We start from the raw sequence: 22,662 nt of genomic DNA on the forward strand, positions 1-22,662 counted from the left end.
GTTAAAAAAGCGTGTTTAATTTGGCATCATTATAATCTGTAATATAGCCTAAGATATTTGGATAACCATCAAATTCTTCGATCGTGTGCGTGGTTGTTAATACCATACATTGCATACCGGCATTTAAGGCCGACTCTACACCCTTCGGTGCATCTTCGAATACCAGACAATCGATTGGGGCAATATTTAAAGCTTTTGCTGCCTTTATAAAAGTTTCAGGATCCGGTTTACTTGTTTTTACATCATCTGCACTTACTATCGCATTCATATAATGACGGATATTAAGCCCGTCTATTACAAAATCGATATTAAAAGGTATTGCCGCTGATCCAATGGCCATTTTAATATTGGCTTTTTTTGAACGTTCCAGGAAAAGGTCCAGGCCATCAATAAGCGCAAGGTGTGGCATATAACCTTGCTGATAGCGTTTTTCCTTATCCATAGAAAGCCGTTCTATTTCTTCAGCATTAAATTTACCTTTTCCAAAAACACGTTCCAAAACCTCATGGTTTTTGCCATACATTTCTTTTTTAATGTTTTCGTAATCGAGTTTAGCGCCTAAATCTTCCGTCATGATGCTGTACCATGCTAAAGTATGGTATCCCATATCATTAATCATAGTGCCATTTAAGTCGAAAAGAAAAGCCTTTGGCCTGAAATTCAAATGATGCATATGGCCGCTAAATTATGTGATTTTTTTTATTGTTGATGATCATCGACCAGAATAGGAGAAATAATAATTATAATCGTTACTATGACGTTAATATTTTTTTCATACTTTAGTCTTAACCAAAAATAAATCAATATGAAGCCATGTCAATAGTTGTATCGCATTACAATCAAGGCCTGCTTCCTCAAAATTTAATCCATGAAAAAAATATTTCTTAAGGCTTTGCCCTTCGCTACACTGTGTTTATCTATAGTTTTTACTTCCTGTAATCCTAAATCGGATAAAGGGGCCACAACAACCGTACAAAGTGATTCCGTAAAATTCAACAGCACCATTGATGGGAAAAATGTTAAACTATACACCTTGAAAAATAAACAGGGCGCCTCGGTTTCCATAACCAATTACGGTGGTAGAGTAGTCTCACTCCTGGTGCCCGATAAAGATAACAAATTAACCGATGTTGTTTTGGGTTACGACAGTATAGGTGCTTACCGTAAAAAAGGAGAACCGTTTTTTGGCGCATTAATTGGCCGATATGGCAACAGGATCGGGAAGGGTAAATTTACTTTAGCAGAAAAAGAATATACTTTACAGCTTAACGATGGTGTGAATACCCTGCACGGTGGTAAGGACGGTTTCTTTTCAAAAGTTTGGGAGGCTAAACAACTGGATAGTCAAAAACTGGAGTTGAACTATGTTTCAAAAGATGGTGAAGCAGGTTATCCAGGCAAATTAGATGTTAAGGTAACGTATACTTTAACCGATGACAATGCCTTACAAATTGATTATTTGGCTACCACAGACAAAGCTACAGTGGTAAATTTAACCAACCATGCTTATTTTAACCTAAATGGAGAAGGCAATAATACAATTTTGGACCACGAACTCACCATCGATGCGAATGCCTATACTCCGGTTGATTCTACCTTGATTCCAACTGGTAAACTACAGCCGGTAGCCGGAACAGCTTTCGATTTTAACAAAGCCAAAACCATCGGAAAATCGATCGAAGAAAATGATCAGCAATTAAAATTCGGTAAAGGTTACGACCATAATTTTGTATTAACGCATCACGATGGCAAAACACCCGTGGCTATCGTTAAAAGTCCGGTAACGGGTATTGTTTTGGAAGTTTATACAGTTGAGCCCGGCCTACAGTTTTATAGCGGTAACTTCTTGACAGGGGCTGATAAAGATGGTAAAGGCGGAAAGTCATACCCTCACCGTTCGGCCTTTTGCCTAGAAACACAACATTTTCCTGATGCGCCAAACCATGCGAATTTTGCATCTACAGTGCTCAAACCAGGCGAAACGTATAAAACGAGTACAACTTATAAGTTTTTGAAAACAGCAGCACTGAAGAAAATGGATTAAGAATTGTTATAAAATTTCAAACAAAAAAAGCAAAACTAGGAGTTTTGCTTTTTTTGTTTGTTTTATCTGAAAATCCGTCTTTAAGGGGTTAATAACCGATCAGGGAATTGTGTAATCTTCTCAATGGTTAATTGTTGCATGATCTGGTATAAATGCGTTTTGAACATATTGATGGTATGATCGCCTCCTTCATTGCCCAAAGCGCCAACGCCATACATAAAAGGCCGGCCCATAAAATTGAATTCCGATCCTACGGCATGTGCTCTTGCTAAATCAACGCCCGAACGGATACCACCATCTAACATGATCTTCAGTTTTGATTTGTATAGTGGATTGTTCGCCAGTTTAATCAGTGAATTGATCGAAGATTCGCCTGCGTCAATTTGTCTGCCACCATGATTGGAAACAATCACACCATCAGCACCCAGTTGTATAGCAGCCTGCATATCTTCATCAGTCGTGATTCCTTTTAGTACCAAAGGTCCTTTCCAAAGATCACGAATGGCAGCAACCTTTTCAATATCAACCTTACCGGTAAATGTTCTGTTCATGAATTGCCCCAGCTGCGACATATCCATTCCTTTTTCCATATAAGGCTTTAAGGTCGCAAATGATGGAATCCCATGTTGCAGGGTTTTAATTCCCCATAGCGGACGGGCAAAAGCCTGCAAGATATTATTGACTGACATTTTTGGTGGTATAGATAGGCCACTCTTAATTTCTTTATATCGTAAACCAAATGCAGGCACATCGACCAGAACAACCAATACCGGACATTCAACAGCTTTTAATCGATTTAAGATGTCATCTCTTAAGCTGTTCTCCGTTGGATGGTACAATTGAAACCAGGCTTTTCCTTCTGATACTTCGGCAATCCGTTCGATGCTACTCGTGGATACAGTGCTTAACGTATAAGGAATATCGGCTTTAGCGGCAGCCTTGGCTAAAATTTCGGGGGCATTAGGCCACATCAAACCTTGCAAACCAATCGGAGATACCCCAAATGGAGCACTATAACGACGGCCAAATAATTCAACCGACATGTCGATATCCCCACCAACACGTAAGTAATTCGGTTTAAGGTAAATATTGTCGAAGTCGCTCTCGTTTCGCGATAAATTAAGTCCCTCATTACAACCACCCTCCAGATAGTCGAAAGCAAATTTAGGAATCCTTGATTTTGCCTTTTTCCTTAAGTCGGCTACAGAAGGGTATTGAGGATTGTATGGGAATGTAATCTTTTTACTCATTTTTAAATATTGTATTGGTCAGATGCTGTTTTAAAAGGCGGAAACTAATCTTTTATATTATATTTTCCATCCTGCTCTATCTGCTATTTTGTATTTATTGTTTTATGTTGGAGAACATTAGCGATTTGCTTACACGAGTTAGGGATATCAATAAGAGATAGCAGCAATCTGTGTATATCTGTGAATCTTTGGCTAAAAACGACAGTTAAACCGAATAAAAAGCATTTGCATTATCCGTAAAAATTAGTTTTCGCTCTTCCGCAGAAAACCGTTCGGCATATTTATGCACTAAATTAAACCAATCCTGGTACGGTCTGCTAATCAACATGACCGGCCAATCGCTGCCATACATCACCCTTTCAGGGCCGAAATGTTCGAAAACTGTATCAAAACAATTGAAAAGTTCTTTTTCTTTCCAGTTTTTCCAGTCTGCTTCTGCAAGTAAACCAGAAACTTTACAGTGTATATTGGGGTGAGCCGCTAAGATTTTAATGTTTTCAGACCATGATTTCAAATCTTGATTTTTAACATTGGGTTTGCCACAATGATCCAATACAAATGGTTGGTCAGGGATCTGATCAACCATTTTGATAATAGCTGGCAATTGATTGTGGTAGCACAACAAATCGTAAGTATAATGGTATTTTTTTAAAAGCTTAATGCCATCAATAAATTTTTTATTGAGTATAAATTCCGCATTTTCAGCCTGTAAAATATGTCGCCAGCCCTTAATGGTTTTGAAGGTGTTCCAATAGCTTAAACGTTCATCTAAACCTGGATTAAGCAGATCAACCCAGCCCACAATGCCTTTTATGATTTCATTTTGCTCTGCCAGCGTTAAGAGAAACTGATTTTCTTCTTCCGATTGGTTAGCCTGTACTGCAATACAACCGGTTATCTGAAGATCATTGTATACCCTTAAAAGATTTTTCGGTGAGAAATCTTTACGGATAGCCATCATCTCTTTACTGATCCAGCTATCCCTGACCGGATCAAAATTCCAAAAATGTACGTGCGTATCAATCATGTAACAAGAGGTTAAAGTTTAAATATCTGATCCATTAAAATCCATTTTTCGCCAGGTTTCGAACCTGGTATAGCCTGTTGGTATTTCCACATCAAAGTTTCCCATTCCTGTACTTTTGGATTGGCCAAATCGGCTTTTGATTTTTCTTCAAAGGAAAAGCTTTCATTTACCTCCATGATCATAAATAAGCGGTTCCCAAGCAGATATATTTCTAAGTTCTCTATTCCAGAAGAAGTGATACTTTCTTTAATCTCCGGCCAAACCGATTGATGATACTGCTTATACGCTTCGATAAGCTTTTCATCATTTACAAGATCGAGTGTTAAACAGTATCTTTTCATGTTAAATTCCGCTGTATGCCTTAACGGTTTGTTTACTCGATCCAAGGCCATCAATACCTAATTCTACTACGTCGCCAGGCTTTAAATACCATGGCTCTGGTTTTTGACCTAAGCCAACACCGGCCGGTGTTCCCGTAGTAATCACATCTCCTGGTAAAAGCGTCATAAACTGACTGATGTACGAAATCATAAAGGGAACATTGAAAATCAGGTTTGAGGTATTTCCATCCTGTAATGTTTTTCCGTTTACGGTTAACCACAGGCGAAGATTGTGCACGTCGGCAATTTCATCCTGAGTGGCGATAAATGGTCCGATAGGTGCGAAGGTATCGCAGCTTTTTCCCTTTACCCATTGTCCGTTTCTTTCGATCTGAAATTCACGTTCGCTATAGTCGTTATGCAAAACATATCCCGCGATATGGTCTAAAGCATTTTCTTCAGCAACATAACTTGCTTTTTTATCAATAACAATGGCCAGTTCTACTTCCCAATCGGTTTTTTTACTGTTTTTTGGAATGATTAAGTCGTCATTTGGTCCAACTATTGCCGAAGTGGCTTTGAAGAACAAAATCGGTTCCGCTGGAATCGGCGCATTGGTTTCTGCAGCATGGTCTTTATAATTTAAGCCTACGCAGATTATTTTTGAAGGACGGGCCAAAGCAGGGCCTAGGCGTACACCTTTATCAACCTGTGGCAGATCTGCCGATTCGATATCCTTTTTTAGTTTTTCTAAACCATCACCACCGAAAAATTCTTCGTTATAATCTTTCACCAATGCAGAAACGTCGAAATAATTATCGTTAATCATTACTCCAGGTTTTTCGGCGCCGGCTTCTCCAAATCGTATTAATTTCATTATAATCTCTTTATTGTATTTAAAATTCTTTTAGTTGTTTAAGGTTGTAAATCCACCATCAATAGGGTAATCGCAACCCGTAATAAACGAGGCTTCATCGCTGCAAAGGTATAGTGCCAATGCACCCACTTCTTCTGGTTTGGCCATTCTGCCGATGGGTTGTGTTTTCGATAGTTTTTCGAACATTTCCGGGATATTATCTGGATAGTTTTTATGTAAAAAGCCATCCACAAAAGGCGTATGTACCCTTGCAGGTGAAATAGAGTTACATCTGATGTTCTCGCCGATATAATCTTTAGCAACACTCATCGTGATGGCCTTTACTGCACCTTTTGCCGCGCTGTAAACAAAGCGGTCTGGTAATCCGATGAGTGCCGCAATCGATGCCATGTTTATGATCACACCGCCGCCAGCTAAACGGATCTGTGGAATGGCTGCATGCAAACAATTGTAAACACCTTTAACGTTTACGCGCATAACGCGGTCAAAATCTGCTTCATCTGTGGTATCGGCCTTTCCAATGTGTGCGATACCTGCATTGTTAATCAGGATGTTAATCGCTCCGATCTCCTTAAAAATATCGTGAACCGATTTGTGATCAGAAACATCACAACCGTAACTGAATGCCGAGCCTCCATTGGTCGTAATTTCATTTATGGTATCAAGGGCTTGTTCAGTTCCTAGCTCGATAATATGGACTTCAGCACCCTGTTTGGCTAAAATGGTTGCAATGGCTTTTCCAATGCCGCTTCCGCCACCGGTAACTACGGCTTTTTTGTTTTTTAGTGAAAACATGTATATGCTTATAAAATTATAATTGATTAGAATAGGATACAAATAAAATAAATAATGTTGATTAAAAATTTTATCTTCTTGCCTAAATATTAACAGATATTGTCATAAGCTGTTCTGAAGAGATAAACGGCTTTACCTTGCATAAATTTTACAAAGCCAATCAAACTTTTTACTTATATTTGAATATCGTCTTTATATTTAAAGATAATGTTTAGCCAGATATCCTACAAAAACCTAGCGAATATAGGTTTTGTTATAGAGCCAATTGAATGAGAAATTTTCTGATTTTTATTTCCTGCTGTTTTTTATCCATATCATTTGCCGGTGCTACAGATCGTGTGCAAAAAACAATAGTCACTTCTACCGAAAACCATGTCCGGGTACGTTTTGGTGCCGAAAAGTTATCAAAAGCTCTGCTTAAATTAAACTATGCGGTCAAATTTGAACAAAAGGATAAGCTTGCTGGCGCTAACAATATTATTGCAATCGGTGTATTTTCAGATAAACTTTTTACCGATCACCTTCCGGCGGAAATCAAAAATAAAATTTCAGTAACAAAAAAAGAGGGTTTTCATCTTTATACCGGAAAAAATGGAACAATTTATATCATTGGCAACGATGCGTCTGGTGCATTGTATGGTTGTATAGAACTGGTTGATCGGATCAGTAACAGCGGTAAATTACCGACACAACTTGCATTTTCCGATCAGCCTGAAATGGTGTTAAGGGGCACTTGCATCGGCCTGCAGAAACCTGATTATCTGCCCGGTCATGATGTATATGAATATCCTTACACACCCGAAACTTTTCCCTGGCTTTATGATAAAGCTTTATGGATCAAGTATCTCGATATGATGGTGGAAAACCGTTACAATTCACTTTATTTGTGGAATGGCCATCCATTTTCGTCATTATTAAGACTTAAAGATTATCCCTATGCGGTTGAGGTAGATGACGCTACCTTGAAAAAGAACGAGGAAATCTTCCAGTTTTTAACCAAAGAAGCGGATAAACGTGGCATCTGGGTGATCCAGATGTTTTACAATATCATTATCCCAAAACCTTTTGCCGATAAACATGGCTTAAAAACACAGGACAGGAACCGTCCGATTATCCCAATCATCGCTGATTACACCCGAAAATCGATTGCTTCTTTTGTAGAGAAATATCCCAACGTGGGTTTAATGGTAGCTTTGGGCGAGGCGATGGAAGGTGTGGGGCAGGACGATATTGATTGGTTTACCAAAACGATTATTCCTGGGGTACAGGATGGCTTAAAAGCCGCAGGAATTAAGGATGAACCGCCAATTGTTTTGCGTGCGCACGATACCGACGCACCAAGCGTGATGAAAGCCGCATTACCGTTATATAAAAATCTGTATACCGAAAATAAGTTTAATGGAGAGGCTTTAACCACATATACCCCTCGGGGTACCTGGGCAGCGCTCAATCGGAAATTAGCGGCTATTGGCACGGTTAATATCTCCAATGTGCATATCTTGGCCAATCTGGAACCCTTTAGATATGCTTCGGCCGATTTTATTCAGAAATCGGTACAGGCGATGAACAAAATTTATGGTGCAAAGGGCCTGCACCTGTACCCACAGGCAAGTTATTGGGACTGGCCATATTCTGCAGACAATGTAAAGGGGCGATTGCTGGAAGTAGACCGCGATTGGATCTGGTACAAAGAATGGGCCAGGTACTCGTGGAATTCGCAAAGAAACCGTAACCAGGAAATTGATTATTGGGGCAAAGCGCTCTCTGATAAATATGGAACTAATTTGAATAGCGGAAAAGCCATTTTGAATGCTTATGAAGAATCTGGAGAAATTTCGCCCAAACTTTTGCGCAGGTATGGCATTACAGATGGCAACCGACAAACGCTGACCTTAGGCATGTTGATGACACAGCTCATTAATCCTTATCGATATGGTGTATTTACATTGATGTACGAATCGGAAGCACCCGAAGGTGAGATGATTATCGAATACGCGGAAAAAGAGTGGAAGAAACAGGGGCATATTGGAGAAACACCTGTTCAGATTGCCCGGGAAGTGGTTGAGCATGGTAAAAAAGCGATTCAATCGATTAATGATGCTAAATCAACCGTAACAAAAGATACGGCAGAATTCGGCAGATTAAAAAATGACATCTATTGCTACGATGCTATGGCTAACTTTTATGCGGAAAAAGTGAAGGCTGCGCTTTGGATATTGAGGTATAAATATTCGAATCAGGTATCTGATTTAGAACAGGCTTTGCCTTTTTTACAAAAAAGTGTAGTTCATTATGAAGTATTGGTTAAACTAACGGAGAACAGTTATCTGTATGCCAATAGTATGCAAACCAAGCAGCGTAAAATACCAATGCGCGGCGTAGACAAAACTTTTATCCATTGGAAAGAAATGTTACCTGTTTTTACAAAAGAACTTGATCATTTTAAACATAGCATTGATTCTCTAAAATCAATAAAGCAGGGAACAGTTGCTGCAATTGTACCTTATAAAGCTGCCGAAGTGAAAGTTTTAAATGAAACAGAAAGTTATGTGATTGCCAAAGACGTGGAGCTGTTTGCAGATACGGCGGTTAGGATAAAGGAAGTTGCAGCGCAATTGCTGGGTTTAAAAGGAATAACGTTAAGTAAACAGAACCAGATTAAAACGGGTACCGAAATTAAATTTAGCACTAAAGATCCCGTAAAACTGCTCATCGGTTTTTTCAATCAGAAGAACCCTCAATACCTTGCTCCACCGCAATTGGAAACCGACGCAAGCGCCAATAATTATGGTCAATCGGAAATTAAAATATCAAACGCGTTGGTGCCATATGGCCTTCCTCCGGTAAATGTTCATGCCTATGCTTTCCCCGCCGGAACGCATACGTTGAATTTAGGTAAAGGTGCCTGTTTAGTTTTAGGGTTTATTGATGATAAACAGGAACTGCGGATTTTTAATGCGGGTTTAGATGGTAGAGGAAAAGATATAGATTGGTTATTTGAATAATGATAAATACAAGAAATTTTATAGCTACAGCCGCACTGTCGGTTTGGGCAATCACCGGATTTGCGCAACAGAATTCTATTCTGGGCACTGAGAAACTGAAGAAATATGTCACTTATTTCAATTCTATAGATACGGAGGCGGTCAAAAATTACGTGCCCAATGCCGAAGCTTTTACCTGGCTTGCTGAGCAGATACCTTTATTCGAATGTCCGGATTCGGTACTGGAGCAAAATTACTATTATCGCTGGTGGACGTACCGCAAACACCTCGTTAAAACCCCTGAAGGCTTCATTTTCACAGAGTTTATTGAGCCTGTTAAACACGCTGGTAAATATAATTCCATCAGTTGTGCTTTAGGGCACCATATTTATGAGGGCAGATGGTTAAGGGATAATTCGTATCTTAAGGATTACATCAAATTCTGGCTTTACCATGCTGATGTGGGGCAAACGAAACAGCGTTTTCACCAATTTAGCAGTTGGGTAGATGATGCGGTTTATCAAAATTCCCTTGTCAAGCCCGATCAGGCCTTTTTAAAGGAGATTTTGCCGGCCTTAGACAAAGATTATAGCAAATGGGAAACCGAGCGACAGCTTAAAAATGGATTGTTCTGGCAAAATGATGTGAAGGATGGAATGGAAGAATCCATCAGCGGATCAAGAAAAGACCAGAACCAACGACCAACCATTAACAGTTATATGTATGGCAATGCGGTGGCTTTAAATAAAATGGCAACGCTCTTGGGAGATGAAACGCTGGCTGAAAAATATAAAAATAAGTCAATTGTGCTCAAAAAACTCGTTCAGGATAGTTTATGGAATGATGCAGCTTCATTCTTCGAAACGAGAAAAGCCAAAGGCGGCTCATCGGAGGTAAGGGAAGCCATCGGTTTCACACCTTGGGAGTTCAATTTGCCTGATGATGAATCTAAATACGCAAAAGCATGGGATCAGCTATTAGATACCGCTGGTTTTAAGGCTCCCTGGGGTTTAACTACAGCGGAAAGAAGAGATCCGACCTTTAGAACCAGAGGAACCGGGCATAGTTGCGAATGGGATGGCGCACTCTGGCCATATGCGAGCTCACAAACATTAAAGGGATTGGCAAATCTGTTGACGAATTATAAAAAACACGGTAATATGAATGCAGCCGTTTTTTATCAGGAATTGCATCAGTATGCAGCTTCACACATTAAAAATGGAAAACCTTATTTGGGTGAATATCAGGATGAAAAAACCGGAGAATGGTTAAAGGGCGATAATCCGCGCAGCAGTTTTTATAATCACTCTACCTTCAACGATTTAATTATCAATGACCTGATTGGTATAAAACCACGTCAGGATAATGTGCTGGAGCTTTTTCCATTAATCCCTAAAAATCAATGGGATTGGTTTATGTTGGACAATGTTTCTTATCATAATAAAACCTTAACTATTTTATGGGATAAAACCGGAACAAAATATAATAAAGGCAAAGGATTATTCATTTTTGTGGATGGTAAAGAAATTTATAAAGGCAAAGATTTAAAGCCTCTGAAAATTAAAATGGACTAAATGGATCGTCCTTGTGAGCTACGAAACAAATCCTAAAGCGATAGTAGTAAGATTGCTTAGTGCCTCGCAATAAGGACAAAAAATAAAATGTAACCGAATGAAATATTCCATCAATATTATCAAAGCTTTAATTTTCTTGCTTACTACTTGCTTTGGCTTAACCGCCAATGCCCAATCTTATTACAACGTACTTAAATACGGCGCTAAAAATGATAGCAGCAAACTGGCCACAACAGCAATCAGGAATGCGATAGAAGCTGCAGCAAAGGCTGGTGGAGGAACCGTTTATTTTCCCGCTGGAAAATACCTGACAGGAGCTATCCATTTAAAAAGCAACATTACCATATTGATTGATGCCGGAGCAGAGTTGCATTTCAGCGATAATTTTGACGATTATCTGCCTATGGTTAAGAGCCGCTATGAAGGGGTAGATGTAACCAGTTTTTCGCCCTTATTTTATGCATATCAGGTAGAAAATATTTCCATTATCGGCCGGGGAATCATTGATGGGCATGGCAAAAAGTGGTGGGATTTTGTAGAGGGCTATAAGGAAGGACAGCCACGATCGAAGTGGCAAACTACTTTTGACGGTTTGAATAAGGATATAATTTTGCCTGATGATGCGAAACAGATGAAAAGAGGTTTTCTACGTCCGCCTTTTATACAGCCCATGTTTTGTAAAAATGTATTGATCGATGGAATTACCATCCGCAATTCTCCTTTTTGGACGATAAATCCGGAGTTTTGTGAAAATGTAAAAGTGCATGCGGTAACGATCAACAATCCCCACTCGCCAAATACCGATGGGATCAATCCTGAATCCTGCAATAATGTGCACATTTCCGATTGCCACATCAGCGTGGGCGATGATTGCATTACGATTAAATCAGGAAAGGATGCTCCGGGAAGAAAGATGGCTGTTCCGGCAGAAAATTATGTGATTATCAACTGTACCATGCTTTCCGGCCATGGAGGCGTGGTAATCGGCAGTGAAATGTCGGGCGATGTACGTAAAATCGCCATATCCAATTGTATTTTTGATGGAACTGAACGCGGCATCCGCATTAAAACGGCTCGTGGCAGGGGCGGTGTGGTTGAAGAAATCAGGGTGAGCAATATCATCATGAAAAATATTAAAGATCAGGCTATTGTGCTCGATATGCAATATGCCAAAACAAATATTGAACCTGTTTCTGAACGGACACCAATCTTTCGAAATATCCATTTCAGTAATATCACCGGTGAGGTTAACCAGGCTGGGTATTTAAACGGACTGGAAGAAATGCCTATAGACAATATTACCTTCAACGACATTAATGTGGAGGCGAAAACGGGTTTTTCAATCAATAATGCTAAAAACATTGAGTTTCACGATGTAAGGGTGAATACGGAATTAGGTGCGTCTATAAAAGCAGTAAAGGTGAACAATTTAATTATAGACGGTTTAAAAAGCAATAAACCGCATAGCAATGCCGCCGTAATTGATCTCACCAATGTGTCCGATTTATTTCTGTACAATGCCTTTCCAGGCAAAGAAACTGTTACTTACCTGAAACTAAATGGAGCTGAAACGAAAAATATATACCTTGGGAATAATAATTTCAGAAGTGTAAGGGAAGCCGTTAAGAAAGAAAAAGAAGTGACTGCTGACATCGAAATTATTTCAGGTGATAAAGGACAATAATATGAAGTTTAAACTTTTACTGATTATATTATTTTTTTTCATAACGGCCCATTTTGGAAGTTATGCACAAGAAAATAACCATACTTTGTGGTATACGAAGCCTGCCGAAAAGTGGACAGATGCTTTGCCTATTGGAAATGGCAGGCTAGGTGCGATGATTTTCGCCGGAACTGCAGTTGATCATATTCAGTTTAACGAAGAAACCCTGTGGACGGGCAAGCCTAGGAACTATAACCGCAAAGGTGCTTATCAATACCTGCCTGAAATTAGGAAATTACTTGCTGAAGGGAAACAGGCAGCAGCTGAGGCATTGGCGCAGGAACAGTTTATGGGCTTGCAAAGTATCTCTGGAGATCGAAAAGTTTGGGTAGATAAAATGAAATCCGGAAAAGGCATCCAGGGGAATCCCGCGCTGGTTGATTTTGACGATAAACCCTGGAAAACCATTAAAGTGCCTGCATACGAAGGCTGGGAGGCCGTTGGTTTGGCCAATTTAGATGGTGCCGTTTGGTTTAGGACCACTTTTGATGTTCCCGAAAACTGGGTTGGAAAAGACCTGACACTTGATCTTAACCGTATCCGTGATCAGGATTTTACCTACGTAAATGGTCAATTGGTTGGCAATACCGATAATACGGAGCCAAGAAAATATATCATTCCTGCAAAACTGATAAAAAAAGGCAGAAATGTGATTGCCATCCAGGTACTCAATTATTTCGATAAGGGCGGATTGGCGGGCTACAAAGACACTTCAAAAAAGATCGGGATCTATCCCGTGGGAGCTAGTATGGACCAGGGTATCTCACTTGTTAAAGATTGGAAATATAAAATCCAGGATGAAGACCCGCCTGCTGTTCCACAGTATCAGGGCAGTTATCAGCCTTTTGGTGATTTAAATTTATATTTCAAACAAACAAAATCCCTTGTTACCAATTACAAAAGATCTTTGGATATCAGTACGGCAGTTGCCAAAACAGCTTACACCTTAAATGGTGTAAACTATCAACGGGAGTATTTTGCGAGTCAGCCGGATCAGGCTATTGCCATCCATTTAACGGCTGATAAAAAAGCATCCATTAGTTTTGACGCTGAGTTCTCGAGTGCACACCGAAAATCGACGATAAAGGCTCTGGGCACTAATGTAATTGCTTTATCGGTTCAGGTAAAGGATGGTGCCATCAATGGAGAAAGCCGTTTAACCGCTCTGATCAAAAATGGATCAGTTAAGGTAGTGAATGGTAAAATCAGCATCAACCAGGCTGATGAAGTAACGCTTTATTTAACAGGTCGTACGAATTTTATCAATGCCCAAGATGTTTCCGGAAACCCTGCAACGGCCAATGTCAAGGCTTTGACTGGATTGAAAGGTAAAACGTATACAGAAATCAAACAGCGTCATATTAAGGAATACCAAAGCTATTACAACACCTTTAGCGTTGATTTTGGCCGGTCGGAAAACGAAAATCTACCTACCGACGAAAGACTGGCAAAATTTGCAACGGCTAACGACCCTGGTTTTGCTGCCTTATATGTACAATATGGACGGTATTTGTTAATTTCAAGTTCGCGTCCCGGCACGCAGCCTGCTAATCTTCAGGGGATTTGGAACGATCTGCTTACGCCACCCTGGGGAAGCAAGTATACTACCAATATTAACCTCGAAATGAATTATTGGCCGACTGAAATTCTCAATTTGCCGGCTTTAAACGAACCACTTTTTAACAAAATTAAAGGTTTATCAAAAACCGGTGCCGAAACTGCAAAAGCATATTACAATGCCCGTGGTTGGGTTTTACACCACAATACCGATTTATGGAACGGAACAGCGCCCATCAACGCCTCAGATCATGGTATTTGGGTAAGTGGGGGCGGTTGGTTAAGTCAGCATTTATGGGAACATTACCAATTTAGTAAAGACCATAAATTTCTGGAAACTGAGGCTTATCCTTTAATGAAACAGGCAGCTTTATTTTTCGAGGATTTTTTAGTGAAAGATCCGAAAACAGGATGGTTGATCAGTACACCATCCAATTCGCCTGAAAACGGAGGTTTAGTGGCCGGACCAACGATGGATCACCAGATTATCAGATCGCTGTTCAATAACTGTATTGAAGCTGCTAAGATACTCGGTATAGATCAGGACTTTAGGAAATCACTAAGTGAAAAAACAAAGCAGATCGCACCAAATCAGATCGGAAAATATGGTCAGTTACAAGAATGGCTAACAGACATAGATGATACAGCCAGTAAGCACCGTCATGTTTCTCACTTGTGGGGTGTTTATCCCGGGAATGACATTACCTGGGATAATAATGAAAAGGTGATGCAGGCCGCAAAACAATCGTTGCTTTATCGCGGCGATGATGCAACGGGTTGGAGCCTGGCCTGGAAGATTAATTTCTGGGCAAGGTTCAAGGATGGTAACCATGCCATGAAATTGGTGAAAATGTTGATGAAGCCTGCCAATAATGGTGCAGGTTCATATGTGAACCTTTTTGATGCGCATCCTCCATTTCAGATTGACGGAAACTTTGGCGGCGCAGCAGGAATTGCAGAAATGATCGTGCAGAGCCATCAGGGATATTTAGATATTTTACCGGCCTTGCCAACAGCGATTCCAAACGGAGAAATTAAGGGGCTTTGTGCCAGAGGTGGCTTTGAACTGGACTTAAGTTGGGCTAATGGCCTGCTTACCTCACTAACGCTAAAGTCTAAGGCAGGCGGGGTTTGTAAGATCCGTTATAAAAACAGTAACGCAACCATCGAAACAAAAGCTGGCGAAAGCTATAAACTGAATGGAGATTTGAAAGCGCGATGAATCCAATATCGAAATCCAAAAAAGCCGAACGGGAGAAGATCTTATCAGTTATGAGATGGCTTAAGGCATATAAAATCTGCCTAAGCAGATCCCTGCAAAATTTTGTGATGAGGTTCGTGGAGATACGAACCTCGGCTGAAGCATTATCTTTTTGCGCTGTTTTCTTGCTTGGAATCAATTTTGTTCATGCTCAGCGTCAACCCCGCAAAGATATTTCTTTAAACTCCAATTGGCTCACTATTGCCGACGAAAAAAACAGCCATACTTATGAGGGTTTTCAGCAGGCCAATTACAACACCTTAAACTGGAAAAATGTAAACGTTCCGCACAACTGGGATCAGTATGAAGGTTACCAAAGAAAACTCCATGGCAATAAACATGGTTATGCCTGGTACCGCAAAACATTTAAAAGCAATGAAATTAAAACAGGCAAGCAATTTTTTCTGTATTTTGAAGGTGTAGGTTCTTATGCCACAGTTTGGCTCAACGGTAAAAAAGTAGGTGATCATGCAGGTGGTCGAACAACTTTCACTTTAGATGTGAGTTCGGCCATCAAATTGAATAATGAGGAAAATATTCTGGCTGTCAGGGCCGATCATCCTGCGAACATTCAGGATTTACCCTGGGTGGATGGCGGTTGTTCTACAGAACGTGGTTTTTCCGAAGGTTCGCAACCTATGGGAATCTTCCGTCCGGTTCATCTGATCATAACCAATGATGTACGGGTGGAACCTTTTGGTGTCCACATTTGGAATGATAATAAAATCTCAGAAAAGTCTGCTGTGTTAAAACTGAGTACAACCTTAAAAAATTACGGCCTGAAAGCAAAAAATGTAACTGTGGTGAACAGATTACTAGATGCAAATGGAAAACAGGTTAAAGAACTTAGAAAAAATATTCTTGTTCCGGTAGGAAAAGTAACCCAGATTGATCAGCAGACCGATAAAATCATCAACCCTAAACTTTGGTCTCTGGAAAATCCATATCTCTATACATTACAAACTACCATAATGGAGCATGGAAAGGTTGTAGATGAACTTAAAACATCATATGGTATCCGATGGATCAGCTGGCCTGTAGGCGATCAGGCGGGTCAAAAACAGTTTCTATTAAATGGAAAACCGGTTTTTATCAATGGAATTGCAGAATACGAACATTTAATTGGCGAGAGTCATGCTTTTAGTAATGAACAGATCAGGTCACGGGTAATGCAGATTAAAGCAGCGGGATTTAATGCTTTCCGCGATGCACACCAGCCTCATAATTTGTTGTATTCTGAATATTGGGATAAGGAAGGAATTTTATGCTGGACACAAATGGCAGCGCATATTTGGTATGATACACCCGAATTCAGAAATAACTTTAAATCGCTTTTAACCGATTGGGTAAAGGAACGTCGAAATAGTCCGGCGGTGGTGTTATGGGGCTTGGAAAACGAAAGTACCTTACCCGAAGATTTCGCGAAAGAATGTACCGAACTGATCAGGAAATTAGATCCTACAGCTTCGTCGCAAAGAAAAGTAACCACTTGTAACGGTGGAAAGGGAACCGATTGGGATGTGCCCCAAAACTGGACAGGAACCTATGGCGGCAACCCCTTAACCTATGGAGAAGATCTCCAACGGCAGGTTTTGGTTGGCGAATATGGGGCCTGGAGAACAATTGATCTCCATACGCAAGATGCCAAAGGCAAAGGCTATACTGAGAACAAAATGACTGATTTAATGGAAACCAAAGTGCGTTTGGCCGAATCGGTGAAAGATAAAACAGCGGGGCATTTTTTCTGGCTGTATAGTTCGCACGATAATCCGGGAAGGGTACAGGGAGGTGAGGGACTGAGAGATCTGGATCGGGTGGGTCCGGTAAATTATAAGGGAATGTTTACCCCCTGGGAAGAACCAACAGATGTATTTTATATGTTTAGGGCGAATTATGCGTCAAAACATACCGAACCAATGGTATATATCGTTTCGCATACCTGGCCAAACCGCTGGGCAAAACCTGGAATAAAAGACAGCGTTGTGGTGTACTCCAATTGTGATGAAGTAGAACTTTTTAACGATATTAATGGCGAATCTTTAGGTAAACGAAAACGCAGCGGAATTGGGACACATTTTCAATGGGACAAACCAAATATCCAGTATAATATATTGTTTGCAGTCGGTTATGTGAATGGAAAAGCGGTTGCTAAAGATAAAATCGTGTTGCAAAATCTACCACAAAGCCCAAATTTTAATAGCTTAATTACCGATAAAAAAATAACAGTTCCGGTGCAAGGATATCGTTATCTGTACCGTGTAAATTGCGGTGGCGGCGATTATACGGATACTAACGGCAATAAATGGTCTGCTGACCGGAATTTAACTTCGCAAAATAACTTCGGCTCAACTTCCTGGACAACGGATTTCACAGGGATACCCGCATTTTTTGCCAGTCAGCGCCGCACTTTTCAGCCCATTGATGGTACGAAGGATTGGAAGCTTTTTCAAACCTTTAGATACGGAAGAAACCAGTTGAAATATCATTTTCCATTACCTGACGGAGCATATTTGGTCGAACTTTATTTCATAGAGCCATGGCTGGGGATAGGAGGTGATTTGGACGCTAAAGCCATGCGCTTGTTTGATGTGGCCTTTAATGGTAAAACCGTAATTAAAGATCTGGACATCTGGAAAGAAGCAGGGAGCAATACTTTGCTGAAGAAAACGATAAGAACAACTGTTAAGGATGGCTTTTTAGACATCGACTTCCCTGAAGTAAAAGTGGGGCAGGCCGTGATTTCTGCCATTGCCATTGCGGGTCTAAATCAAAATATTCAAGCCGCAACGGCGAGTAAATCGCTTCTAACCAAAACTAAAAATGCTGAACTCAACAGTTGGCTGGATATTGGTGATGAGCAGTTTAAGGGTGAAACCTCTACGTTTACAGATCTACCCTCAAATTTGTATGGTGCAGAATGGCTAAAAGCCTCCCGGGGACAGGAAAGCATCGAATTTACGGCTACAGATACGCTTGATACTTTTATCGCCCTGACTGATAACAGCAGTGTTCCGGCAGGATTCGAAGATTCTAAAACCTCATTAAGCAATAGCAAGGAGGAAACATTCAATCTTTATCGCAAAAGGCTAGAACCTAATGAAAGAATTATTTTGGACGGCAGAACGGCAAGCGTTTTTGTATTGCCCGTGACCCATTTGCAACCCGCTTATGATTTAAAGACTACTACCACCTATAAAGCTGTCGATGGTGTGTTGGCAGGCAAAGAGGTGGTGAAATCGATGCTAATGGATAAGGAACGCATCGTTTTTGATGCCGCAGATCGCGGAAGTTTGACCTGGAAAATTTCAGTTGGCGTTGCCGATACCTATTCATTGACCGTAAAATACCATAATCCGACAGAACGGATTTTAAAAGGAAAACTGGAGTTTTTATCAGCAGACGGTACCTTAATGAAAACAGAATTGGTTGAATTTGCACCGACAAAAACGGGGAAATGGAATTATTTAAGCACCAATACCGGAAGCATGGTTAATGCCGGAAGCTATAATCTCAGATTGATTGCCATAGATAGCAAAGGATTGGCCATTGACGCTTTAGATGTTCAATAAGATAAGATGGTATAATATGTGGCCAAAATCTTATATTAATGCCGCCATTTAGACATGCATATTTGTTTTAACCAAATTAATAAACGAGCCAACAAATAATGAAAGGACTTCCGGTAGTCGACCTTGCGATCATCTTCATTTATCTTGTTGGAATGATATTAGTTGGGGTTTATTTTTCGAAGAAAAATAAAAACTCCGAGCAATTTACAAAAGCTTCGGGCCTGATCCCCGGATGGGCGATAGGTTTATCTATTTATGCAACATTTTTAAGTAGCAACACTTTTTTAGGCGTGCCAGGAAAGGCTTTCGGAAGCAATTGGAATGCATTTGTATTTAGTATTTCAATGCCATTGGCGGCTTGGATCGCTTCAAAATACTTTGTTCCTTTTTACCGGAACACTGGCGAAATATCGGCTTATACCCATTTAGAAAAGCGTTTCGGTGCCTGGGCAAGGGTGTATGCCGTAATCTGTTTTTTATTGACGCAGCTGGCCAGAATGGGCTCGATCTTTTTTGGGATTGCCTTAAGCCTACAAGCACTCACAGGCTATTCCATGCAAACGATTATGATCGTGATGGGTATTTGTATCATTATTTATACTGTTTTAGGGGGAATTGAAGCGGTAATATGGACAGAAGTGGTGCAAGCCGTGGTGAAAACTTTTGGGGCCTTGCTTATCCTGTATCTAATCATCTCGAATATGCCGGGAGGGCTTTCAAAAATAGTAGCGATCGGACAATCGGCGCATAAATTTAGTCTGGGCAGTTTTAAACCTGATTTTGTGTCATCGTCGTTTTGGGTGGTGCTGCTCTATGGGTTTTTCATCAACCTGAATAACTTTGGGATGGATCAGAATTATATCCAGCGTTATCATACGGCATCATCAAGTAAAGCTGCATCAAAGTCCATCTGGTTATGTGTATGGTTATATATTCCGGCATCTCTGCTCTTTTTTATTATAGGATCTTGCTTGTATGCGTATTATGAAGTTAATCCAGAATTGGTACAGTCGATTAAACATCAGGTGGCGATAGAACGTTTGCCTTTATATGCATCAGCTGCAGAAGTATTGAAAGTACAGCATGCATTGCAACCATCAGACTATGGCGATAAAATTATGCCCCATTTTATGGTAACTAAAATCCCGATAGGTTTGGTAGGTTTGATTGTATCAGCCATATTATCTGCGGCAATGAGTACGATAAGTTCAGGTATGAATGCCTCGGCAACGGTATTTTCGGTAGATATTTATAAAAGATATTTTAAACCTGATGTAACGGAGAAGCAGAATCTGTCGCTTTTACATTTTGCTACAGTAGGTTTTGGTTTGTTGGGCATGATCACCGGAATAGCCATGATCGGTGTAAAAAGCATTTTAGATGTGTGGTGGGAGTTGTCGGGTATTTTTGCAGCCGGAATGTTAGGTTTATTTTTACTCGGGATTATAAGTAGGCAAACCAAAAATCACGAAGCCATTACGGCAACAATAATCGGCATTGCCGTAATTATATGGATGACATTTTCTTCACTTCTTCCTCCAGAATATGAGGTTTTTAGAAATCCCTTGCATAAAAACATGATTATTGTAGTCGGCACTTTGACCATTTTTTTATCAGGGCTTTTCCTGACAAGAATTAAAACAAAAAAAACAAAAACAGCCAATTAGCATCCTCAGGATGTTTATCCAGGCAATTACATAGAACATTTACCATATCAGAATACAATGGAAAACTCACAAAAAGGGTTCATCCCGGTTATGCTTACGCCTTTTTTAAGCAACGGAAATATCGATTACCCAGCCCTTACACAGCTCACGGAAATATATTTACAGGCAGGCTCCTCAGGTTTGTTTGCCAATTGTCTATCCAGCGAAATGTTCGAACTGAGTAGCAAGGAACGGATTCAAGCCATCAAACATGTTGTTAAGGTGGTTAATGGAGCTGTACCTGTGGTGGCTACGGGTACTTTTGGCGGAGCCATTGCCGAGCAGGCAGATTTTGTAAAAGAGGTAAGCGATGCAGGAGTGGAGGCCGTAATTGCCATTACCAGTTTGCTGGCTGATGAAAATGAATCCGATGAGATCTTTAATGAACGTGTTTTCGACCTGCTTGATCAGACGGGTCAGATTCCAGTTGGCTTTTACGAATGCCCTGTTCCCTATAAAAGGGTATTAAAACCCACACAGCTGGCCGATTTTGTAGATACTGGAAGAGTAATCTACCATAAAGACACGAGTTTAGACCTCGTTCAGATTCAGGAAAAACTTAAACTAACTGAGGGCAAGGCTTTTGGACTCTACGATGCCTATATCGTCCATGCGGTAGCATCATTAAAAGCTGGCGCTTCAGGCCTCTCATGCATTCAGGGGAATTATTTTCCAGAGCTGATTGTTTGGCTTTGCGATCATTATAACGATGAAGCGTTCAAGGAAGAAGTACAGATAGTACAACAGTTTTTAACCGATAATATGGATGTCATGCACAATGTTTATCCCGTGGTGTCAAAATATTTTTTACAAAAACGTGGATTAAATATTTCCACCTTTACGCGCAGAAACGTGGGTTCATTTACCCCAAGCGTTGTTGAAGAAGTAGAGACTTTATTTAATGATTACACCTCCCTACGTAATAGCCTGGATATTAAGGTTTTTATATAGGTACGATCGTCAACTTGTTTTAGGATCCATCCTGCTGATCATTTTTGGATCGGATTTTTCAATATTTTTTTTTAAAAAAAAAATACTCGATTTTTGAGGATCTGATAATGTATTTCAGCATGGCAATTCATTAAAAGTTTAATTTAAATACTTCCTTTTATAATCCAAAGGAGTCATTCCGGTAACTTTTTTAAAGTGCCTGTAAAAATTCGATACATTGTTAAAACCACAGTCAAAACAGATCATTTCCGTAGGCAGCTTATTTTCAATTAAAAAACGGCAGGCGTGACTCACCCTGATTTCGATTAAAAAATCATAAAAGGTCTTTTTTGTCATCAGTTTAAAATACCTGCAAAAAGAGGTTACGCTCAGATTGCTTAGCGAGGCCACTTCTTCCAGTGTAATATCCTTCTTATAATTGCTTAAAGTATAATTGCAGATTTTATTAATACGGAGTGTTTCAGACTCATTACTTTGGTAGAATGTATTTTTACTTGTTACGATTGTAGAAAATTCATCTGTTTCGGCCAGTGTTTTTAAGATTGATAACAGGATGATAATCCGGTCTAAGTTTGTTGCATCCACAGCGGCCCGCATTAAATCGATCAGTTTATCTTTAGCCTTTCCTTTAATCACCATTCCACTCTTGGCCTTTTCGAACAATTTAGGAATGAGGTAGGCTTCTGGTAAAGTAAGCATGTATTTTCCCAAACAGTCGGGCAGAAAGTGAATCACCATGGCTTCGGTAGTAAGATCAGGGTTGTTTTGGAAATACTCGTCTTTACACCGCCAGGTATGGGGAAGGTTTTCGCCTAAAAGTACCATCTCATCAGGCACAAAATTACTGATGTTATCACCAATAAAACGGACGCCTTCTCCTTTGATTACATAATGCAATTCTAATTCGGGATGATAGTGCCAAATGTTTCCAAAATCAGGTTTAATGTCGTGACGGATACTGAATGAACTTTGTAAGGTTATTGGAACTTTATGAAAATGAGGTTTCATGCTGTAAATTAAAATA

The 22,662-nt window shown here is 40.1% G+C and carries 15 protein-coding genes; 8 read left to right on the forward strand and 7 right to left on the reverse strand.

Going from position 1 to position 22,662, the window contains the following annotated elements; translation table 11 throughout:
• Window position 1: 1 nt before the first annotated feature.
• Window positions 2-673, reverse strand: coding sequence for an HAD family hydrolase (locus AC04Q1_RS01025; RefSeq protein ID WP_478360979.1), 672 nt, complete (start codon window positions 671-673; stop codon window positions 2-4).
• A gap of 195 nt (window positions 674-868) precedes the next feature.
• On the opposite strand from AC04Q1_RS01025, the gene AC04Q1_RS01030 reads away from it, so the two are divergent.
• Window positions 869-2,044, forward strand: a complete 1,176-nt coding sequence (locus tag AC04Q1_RS01030; RefSeq protein ID WP_478360981.1) for an aldose epimerase family protein — start codon at window positions 869-871, stop codon at window positions 2,042-2,044.
• A gap of 80 nt (window positions 2,045-2,124) precedes the next feature.
• Here the strand turns inward: AC04Q1_RS01030 and AC04Q1_RS01035 are convergent, their stop codons facing one another.
• The 5 genes from AC04Q1_RS01035 to AC04Q1_RS01055 all read right to left on the reverse strand — a co-directional run bounded on the left by AC04Q1_RS01035 (window position 2,125) and on the right by AC04Q1_RS01055 (window position 6,313).
• On the reverse strand, window positions 2,125-3,294 hold the full coding sequence (locus AC04Q1_RS01035; protein WP_478360983.1) for an alpha-hydroxy acid oxidase: 1,170 nt from the start codon (window positions 3,292-3,294) through the stop codon (window positions 2,125-2,127).
• A 205-nt stretch (window positions 3,295-3,499) separates the two neighbouring features.
• Window positions 3,500-4,321, reverse strand: coding sequence for an amidohydrolase family protein (locus AC04Q1_RS01040; RefSeq protein ID WP_478360985.1), 822 nt, complete (start codon window positions 4,319-4,321; stop codon window positions 3,500-3,502).
• An 11-nt stretch (window positions 4,322-4,332) separates the two neighbouring features.
• The gene (locus AC04Q1_RS01045) at window positions 4,333-4,662 is read right to left on the reverse strand and encodes an L-rhamnose mutarotase (RefSeq protein ID WP_478360986.1); all 330 of its coding nucleotides are present in this window, start codon (window positions 4,660-4,662) and stop codon (window positions 4,333-4,335) included.
• Window position 4,663: 1 nt separating this feature from the next.
• Entirely contained in the window at window positions 4,664-5,518 is an 855-nt protein-coding gene (locus tag AC04Q1_RS01050) for a fumarylacetoacetate hydrolase family protein (RefSeq protein WP_478360988.1), read from the reverse strand.
• Window positions 5,519-5,548: 30 nt separating this feature from the next.
• The gene (locus AC04Q1_RS01055) at window positions 5,549-6,313 is read right to left on the reverse strand and encodes an SDR family NAD(P)-dependent oxidoreductase (RefSeq protein ID WP_478360989.1); all 765 of its coding nucleotides are present in this window, start codon (window positions 6,311-6,313) and stop codon (window positions 5,549-5,551) included.
• Window positions 6,314-6,582: 269 nt separating this feature from the next.
• Between AC04Q1_RS01055 and AC04Q1_RS01060 the strand changes: the two genes are divergently transcribed.
• The 7 genes from AC04Q1_RS01060 to AC04Q1_RS01090 all read left to right on the forward strand — a co-directional run bounded on the left by AC04Q1_RS01060 (window position 6,583) and on the right by AC04Q1_RS01090 (window position 21,638).
• Window positions 6,583-9,318, forward strand: coding sequence for an alpha-d-galacturonidase (locus AC04Q1_RS01060; RefSeq protein WP_478360991.1), 2,736 nt, complete (start codon window positions 6,583-6,585; stop codon window positions 9,316-9,318).
• On the forward strand, window positions 9,318-10,871 hold the full coding sequence (locus AC04Q1_RS01065; protein WP_478360992.1) for an MGH1-like glycoside hydrolase domain-containing protein: 1,554 nt from the start codon (window positions 9,318-9,320) through the stop codon (window positions 10,869-10,871). The genes AC04Q1_RS01060 and AC04Q1_RS01065 overlap by 1 nt, the downstream gene beginning before the upstream one ends.
• Before the next feature lie 97 nt (window positions 10,872-10,968).
• On the forward strand, window positions 10,969-12,555 hold the full coding sequence (locus AC04Q1_RS01070) for a glycoside hydrolase family 28 protein (RefSeq protein ID WP_478360994.1): 1,587 nt from the start codon (window positions 10,969-10,971) through the stop codon (window positions 12,553-12,555).
• A 1-nt stretch (window position 12,556) separates the two neighbouring features.
• Complete coding sequence (locus tag AC04Q1_RS01075) at window positions 12,557-15,373, forward strand: glycoside hydrolase family 95 protein (RefSeq protein WP_478360996.1); 2,817 nt, start codon at window positions 12,557-12,559, stop codon at window positions 15,371-15,373.
• A gap of 116 nt (window positions 15,374-15,489) precedes the next feature.
• Window positions 15,490-18,981, forward strand: a complete 3,492-nt coding sequence (locus AC04Q1_RS01080) for a malectin domain-containing carbohydrate-binding protein (protein WP_478360998.1) — start codon at window positions 15,490-15,492, stop codon at window positions 18,979-18,981.
• Between the two features lie 98 nt (window positions 18,982-19,079).
• Window positions 19,080-20,648 (forward strand): sodium:solute symporter family protein, encoded by a 1,569-nt coding sequence (locus AC04Q1_RS01085; RefSeq protein WP_478360999.1) that lies wholly within the window; start codon window positions 19,080-19,082, stop codon window positions 20,646-20,648.
• Between the two features lie 57 nt (window positions 20,649-20,705).
• The gene (locus AC04Q1_RS01090; RefSeq protein ID WP_478361001.1) at window positions 20,706-21,638 is read left to right on the forward strand and encodes a dihydrodipicolinate synthase family protein; all 933 of its coding nucleotides are present in this window, start codon (window positions 20,706-20,708) and stop codon (window positions 21,636-21,638) included.
• Between the two features lie 138 nt (window positions 21,639-21,776).
• Here AC04Q1_RS01090 and AC04Q1_RS01095 read toward each other — a convergent pair whose 3' ends face one another.
• Window positions 21,777-22,646, reverse strand: a complete 870-nt coding sequence (locus AC04Q1_RS01095; RefSeq protein WP_478361003.1) for an AraC family transcriptional regulator — start codon at window positions 22,644-22,646, stop codon at window positions 21,777-21,779.
• Between the last annotated feature and the right edge of the window lie 16 nt (window positions 22,647-22,662).

The sequence above is a fragment of the Pedobacter humicola genome (assembly GCF_056490705.1).

What these genes read in the sequence shown, in the direction of transcription:
- AC04Q1_RS01025 (WP_478360979.1), bottom strand. Translation starts at nt 673, where the DNA reads ATGCATCATTTGAATTTCAGGCCAAAGGCTTTTCTTTTCGACTTAAAT.
- AC04Q1_RS01030 (WP_478360981.1), top strand. Translation starts at nt 869, where the DNA reads ATGAAAAAAATATTTCTTAAGGCTTTGCCCTTCGCTACACTGTGTTTA.
- AC04Q1_RS01035 (WP_478360983.1), bottom strand. Translation starts at nt 3,294, where the DNA reads ATGAGTAAAAAGATTACATTCCCATACAATCCTCAATACCCTTCTGTA.
- AC04Q1_RS01040 (WP_478360985.1), bottom strand. Translation starts at nt 4,321, where the DNA reads ATGATTGATACGCACGTACATTTTTGGAATTTTGATCCGGTCAGGGAT.
- AC04Q1_RS01045 (WP_478360986.1), bottom strand. Translation starts at nt 4,662, where the DNA reads ATGAAAAGATACTGTTTAACACTCGATCTTGTAAATGATGAAAAGCTT.
- AC04Q1_RS01050 (WP_478360988.1), bottom strand. Translation starts at nt 5,518, where the DNA reads ATGAAATTAATACGATTTGGAGAAGCCGGCGCCGAAAAACCTGGAGTA.
- AC04Q1_RS01055 (WP_478360989.1), bottom strand. Translation starts at nt 6,313, where the DNA reads ATGTTTTCACTAAAAAACAAAAAAGCCGTAGTTACCGGTGGCGGAAGC.
- AC04Q1_RS01060 (WP_478360991.1), top strand. Translation starts at nt 6,583, where the DNA reads ATGAGAAATTTTCTGATTTTTATTTCCTGCTGTTTTTTATCCATATCA.
- AC04Q1_RS01065 (WP_478360992.1), top strand. Translation starts at nt 9,318, where the DNA reads ATGATAAATACAAGAAATTTTATAGCTACAGCCGCACTGTCGGTTTGG.
- AC04Q1_RS01070 (WP_478360994.1), top strand. Translation starts at nt 10,969, where the DNA reads ATGAAATATTCCATCAATATTATCAAAGCTTTAATTTTCTTGCTTACT.
- AC04Q1_RS01075 (WP_478360996.1), top strand. Translation starts at nt 12,557, where the DNA reads ATGAAGTTTAAACTTTTACTGATTATATTATTTTTTTTCATAACGGCC.
- AC04Q1_RS01085 (WP_478360999.1), top strand. Translation starts at nt 19,080, where the DNA reads ATGAAAGGACTTCCGGTAGTCGACCTTGCGATCATCTTCATTTATCTT.
- AC04Q1_RS01090 (WP_478361001.1), top strand. Translation starts at nt 20,706, where the DNA reads ATGGAAAACTCACAAAAAGGGTTCATCCCGGTTATGCTTACGCCTTTT.
- AC04Q1_RS01095 (WP_478361003.1), bottom strand. Translation starts at nt 22,646, where the DNA reads ATGAAACCTCATTTTCATAAAGTTCCAATAACCTTACAAAGTTCATTC.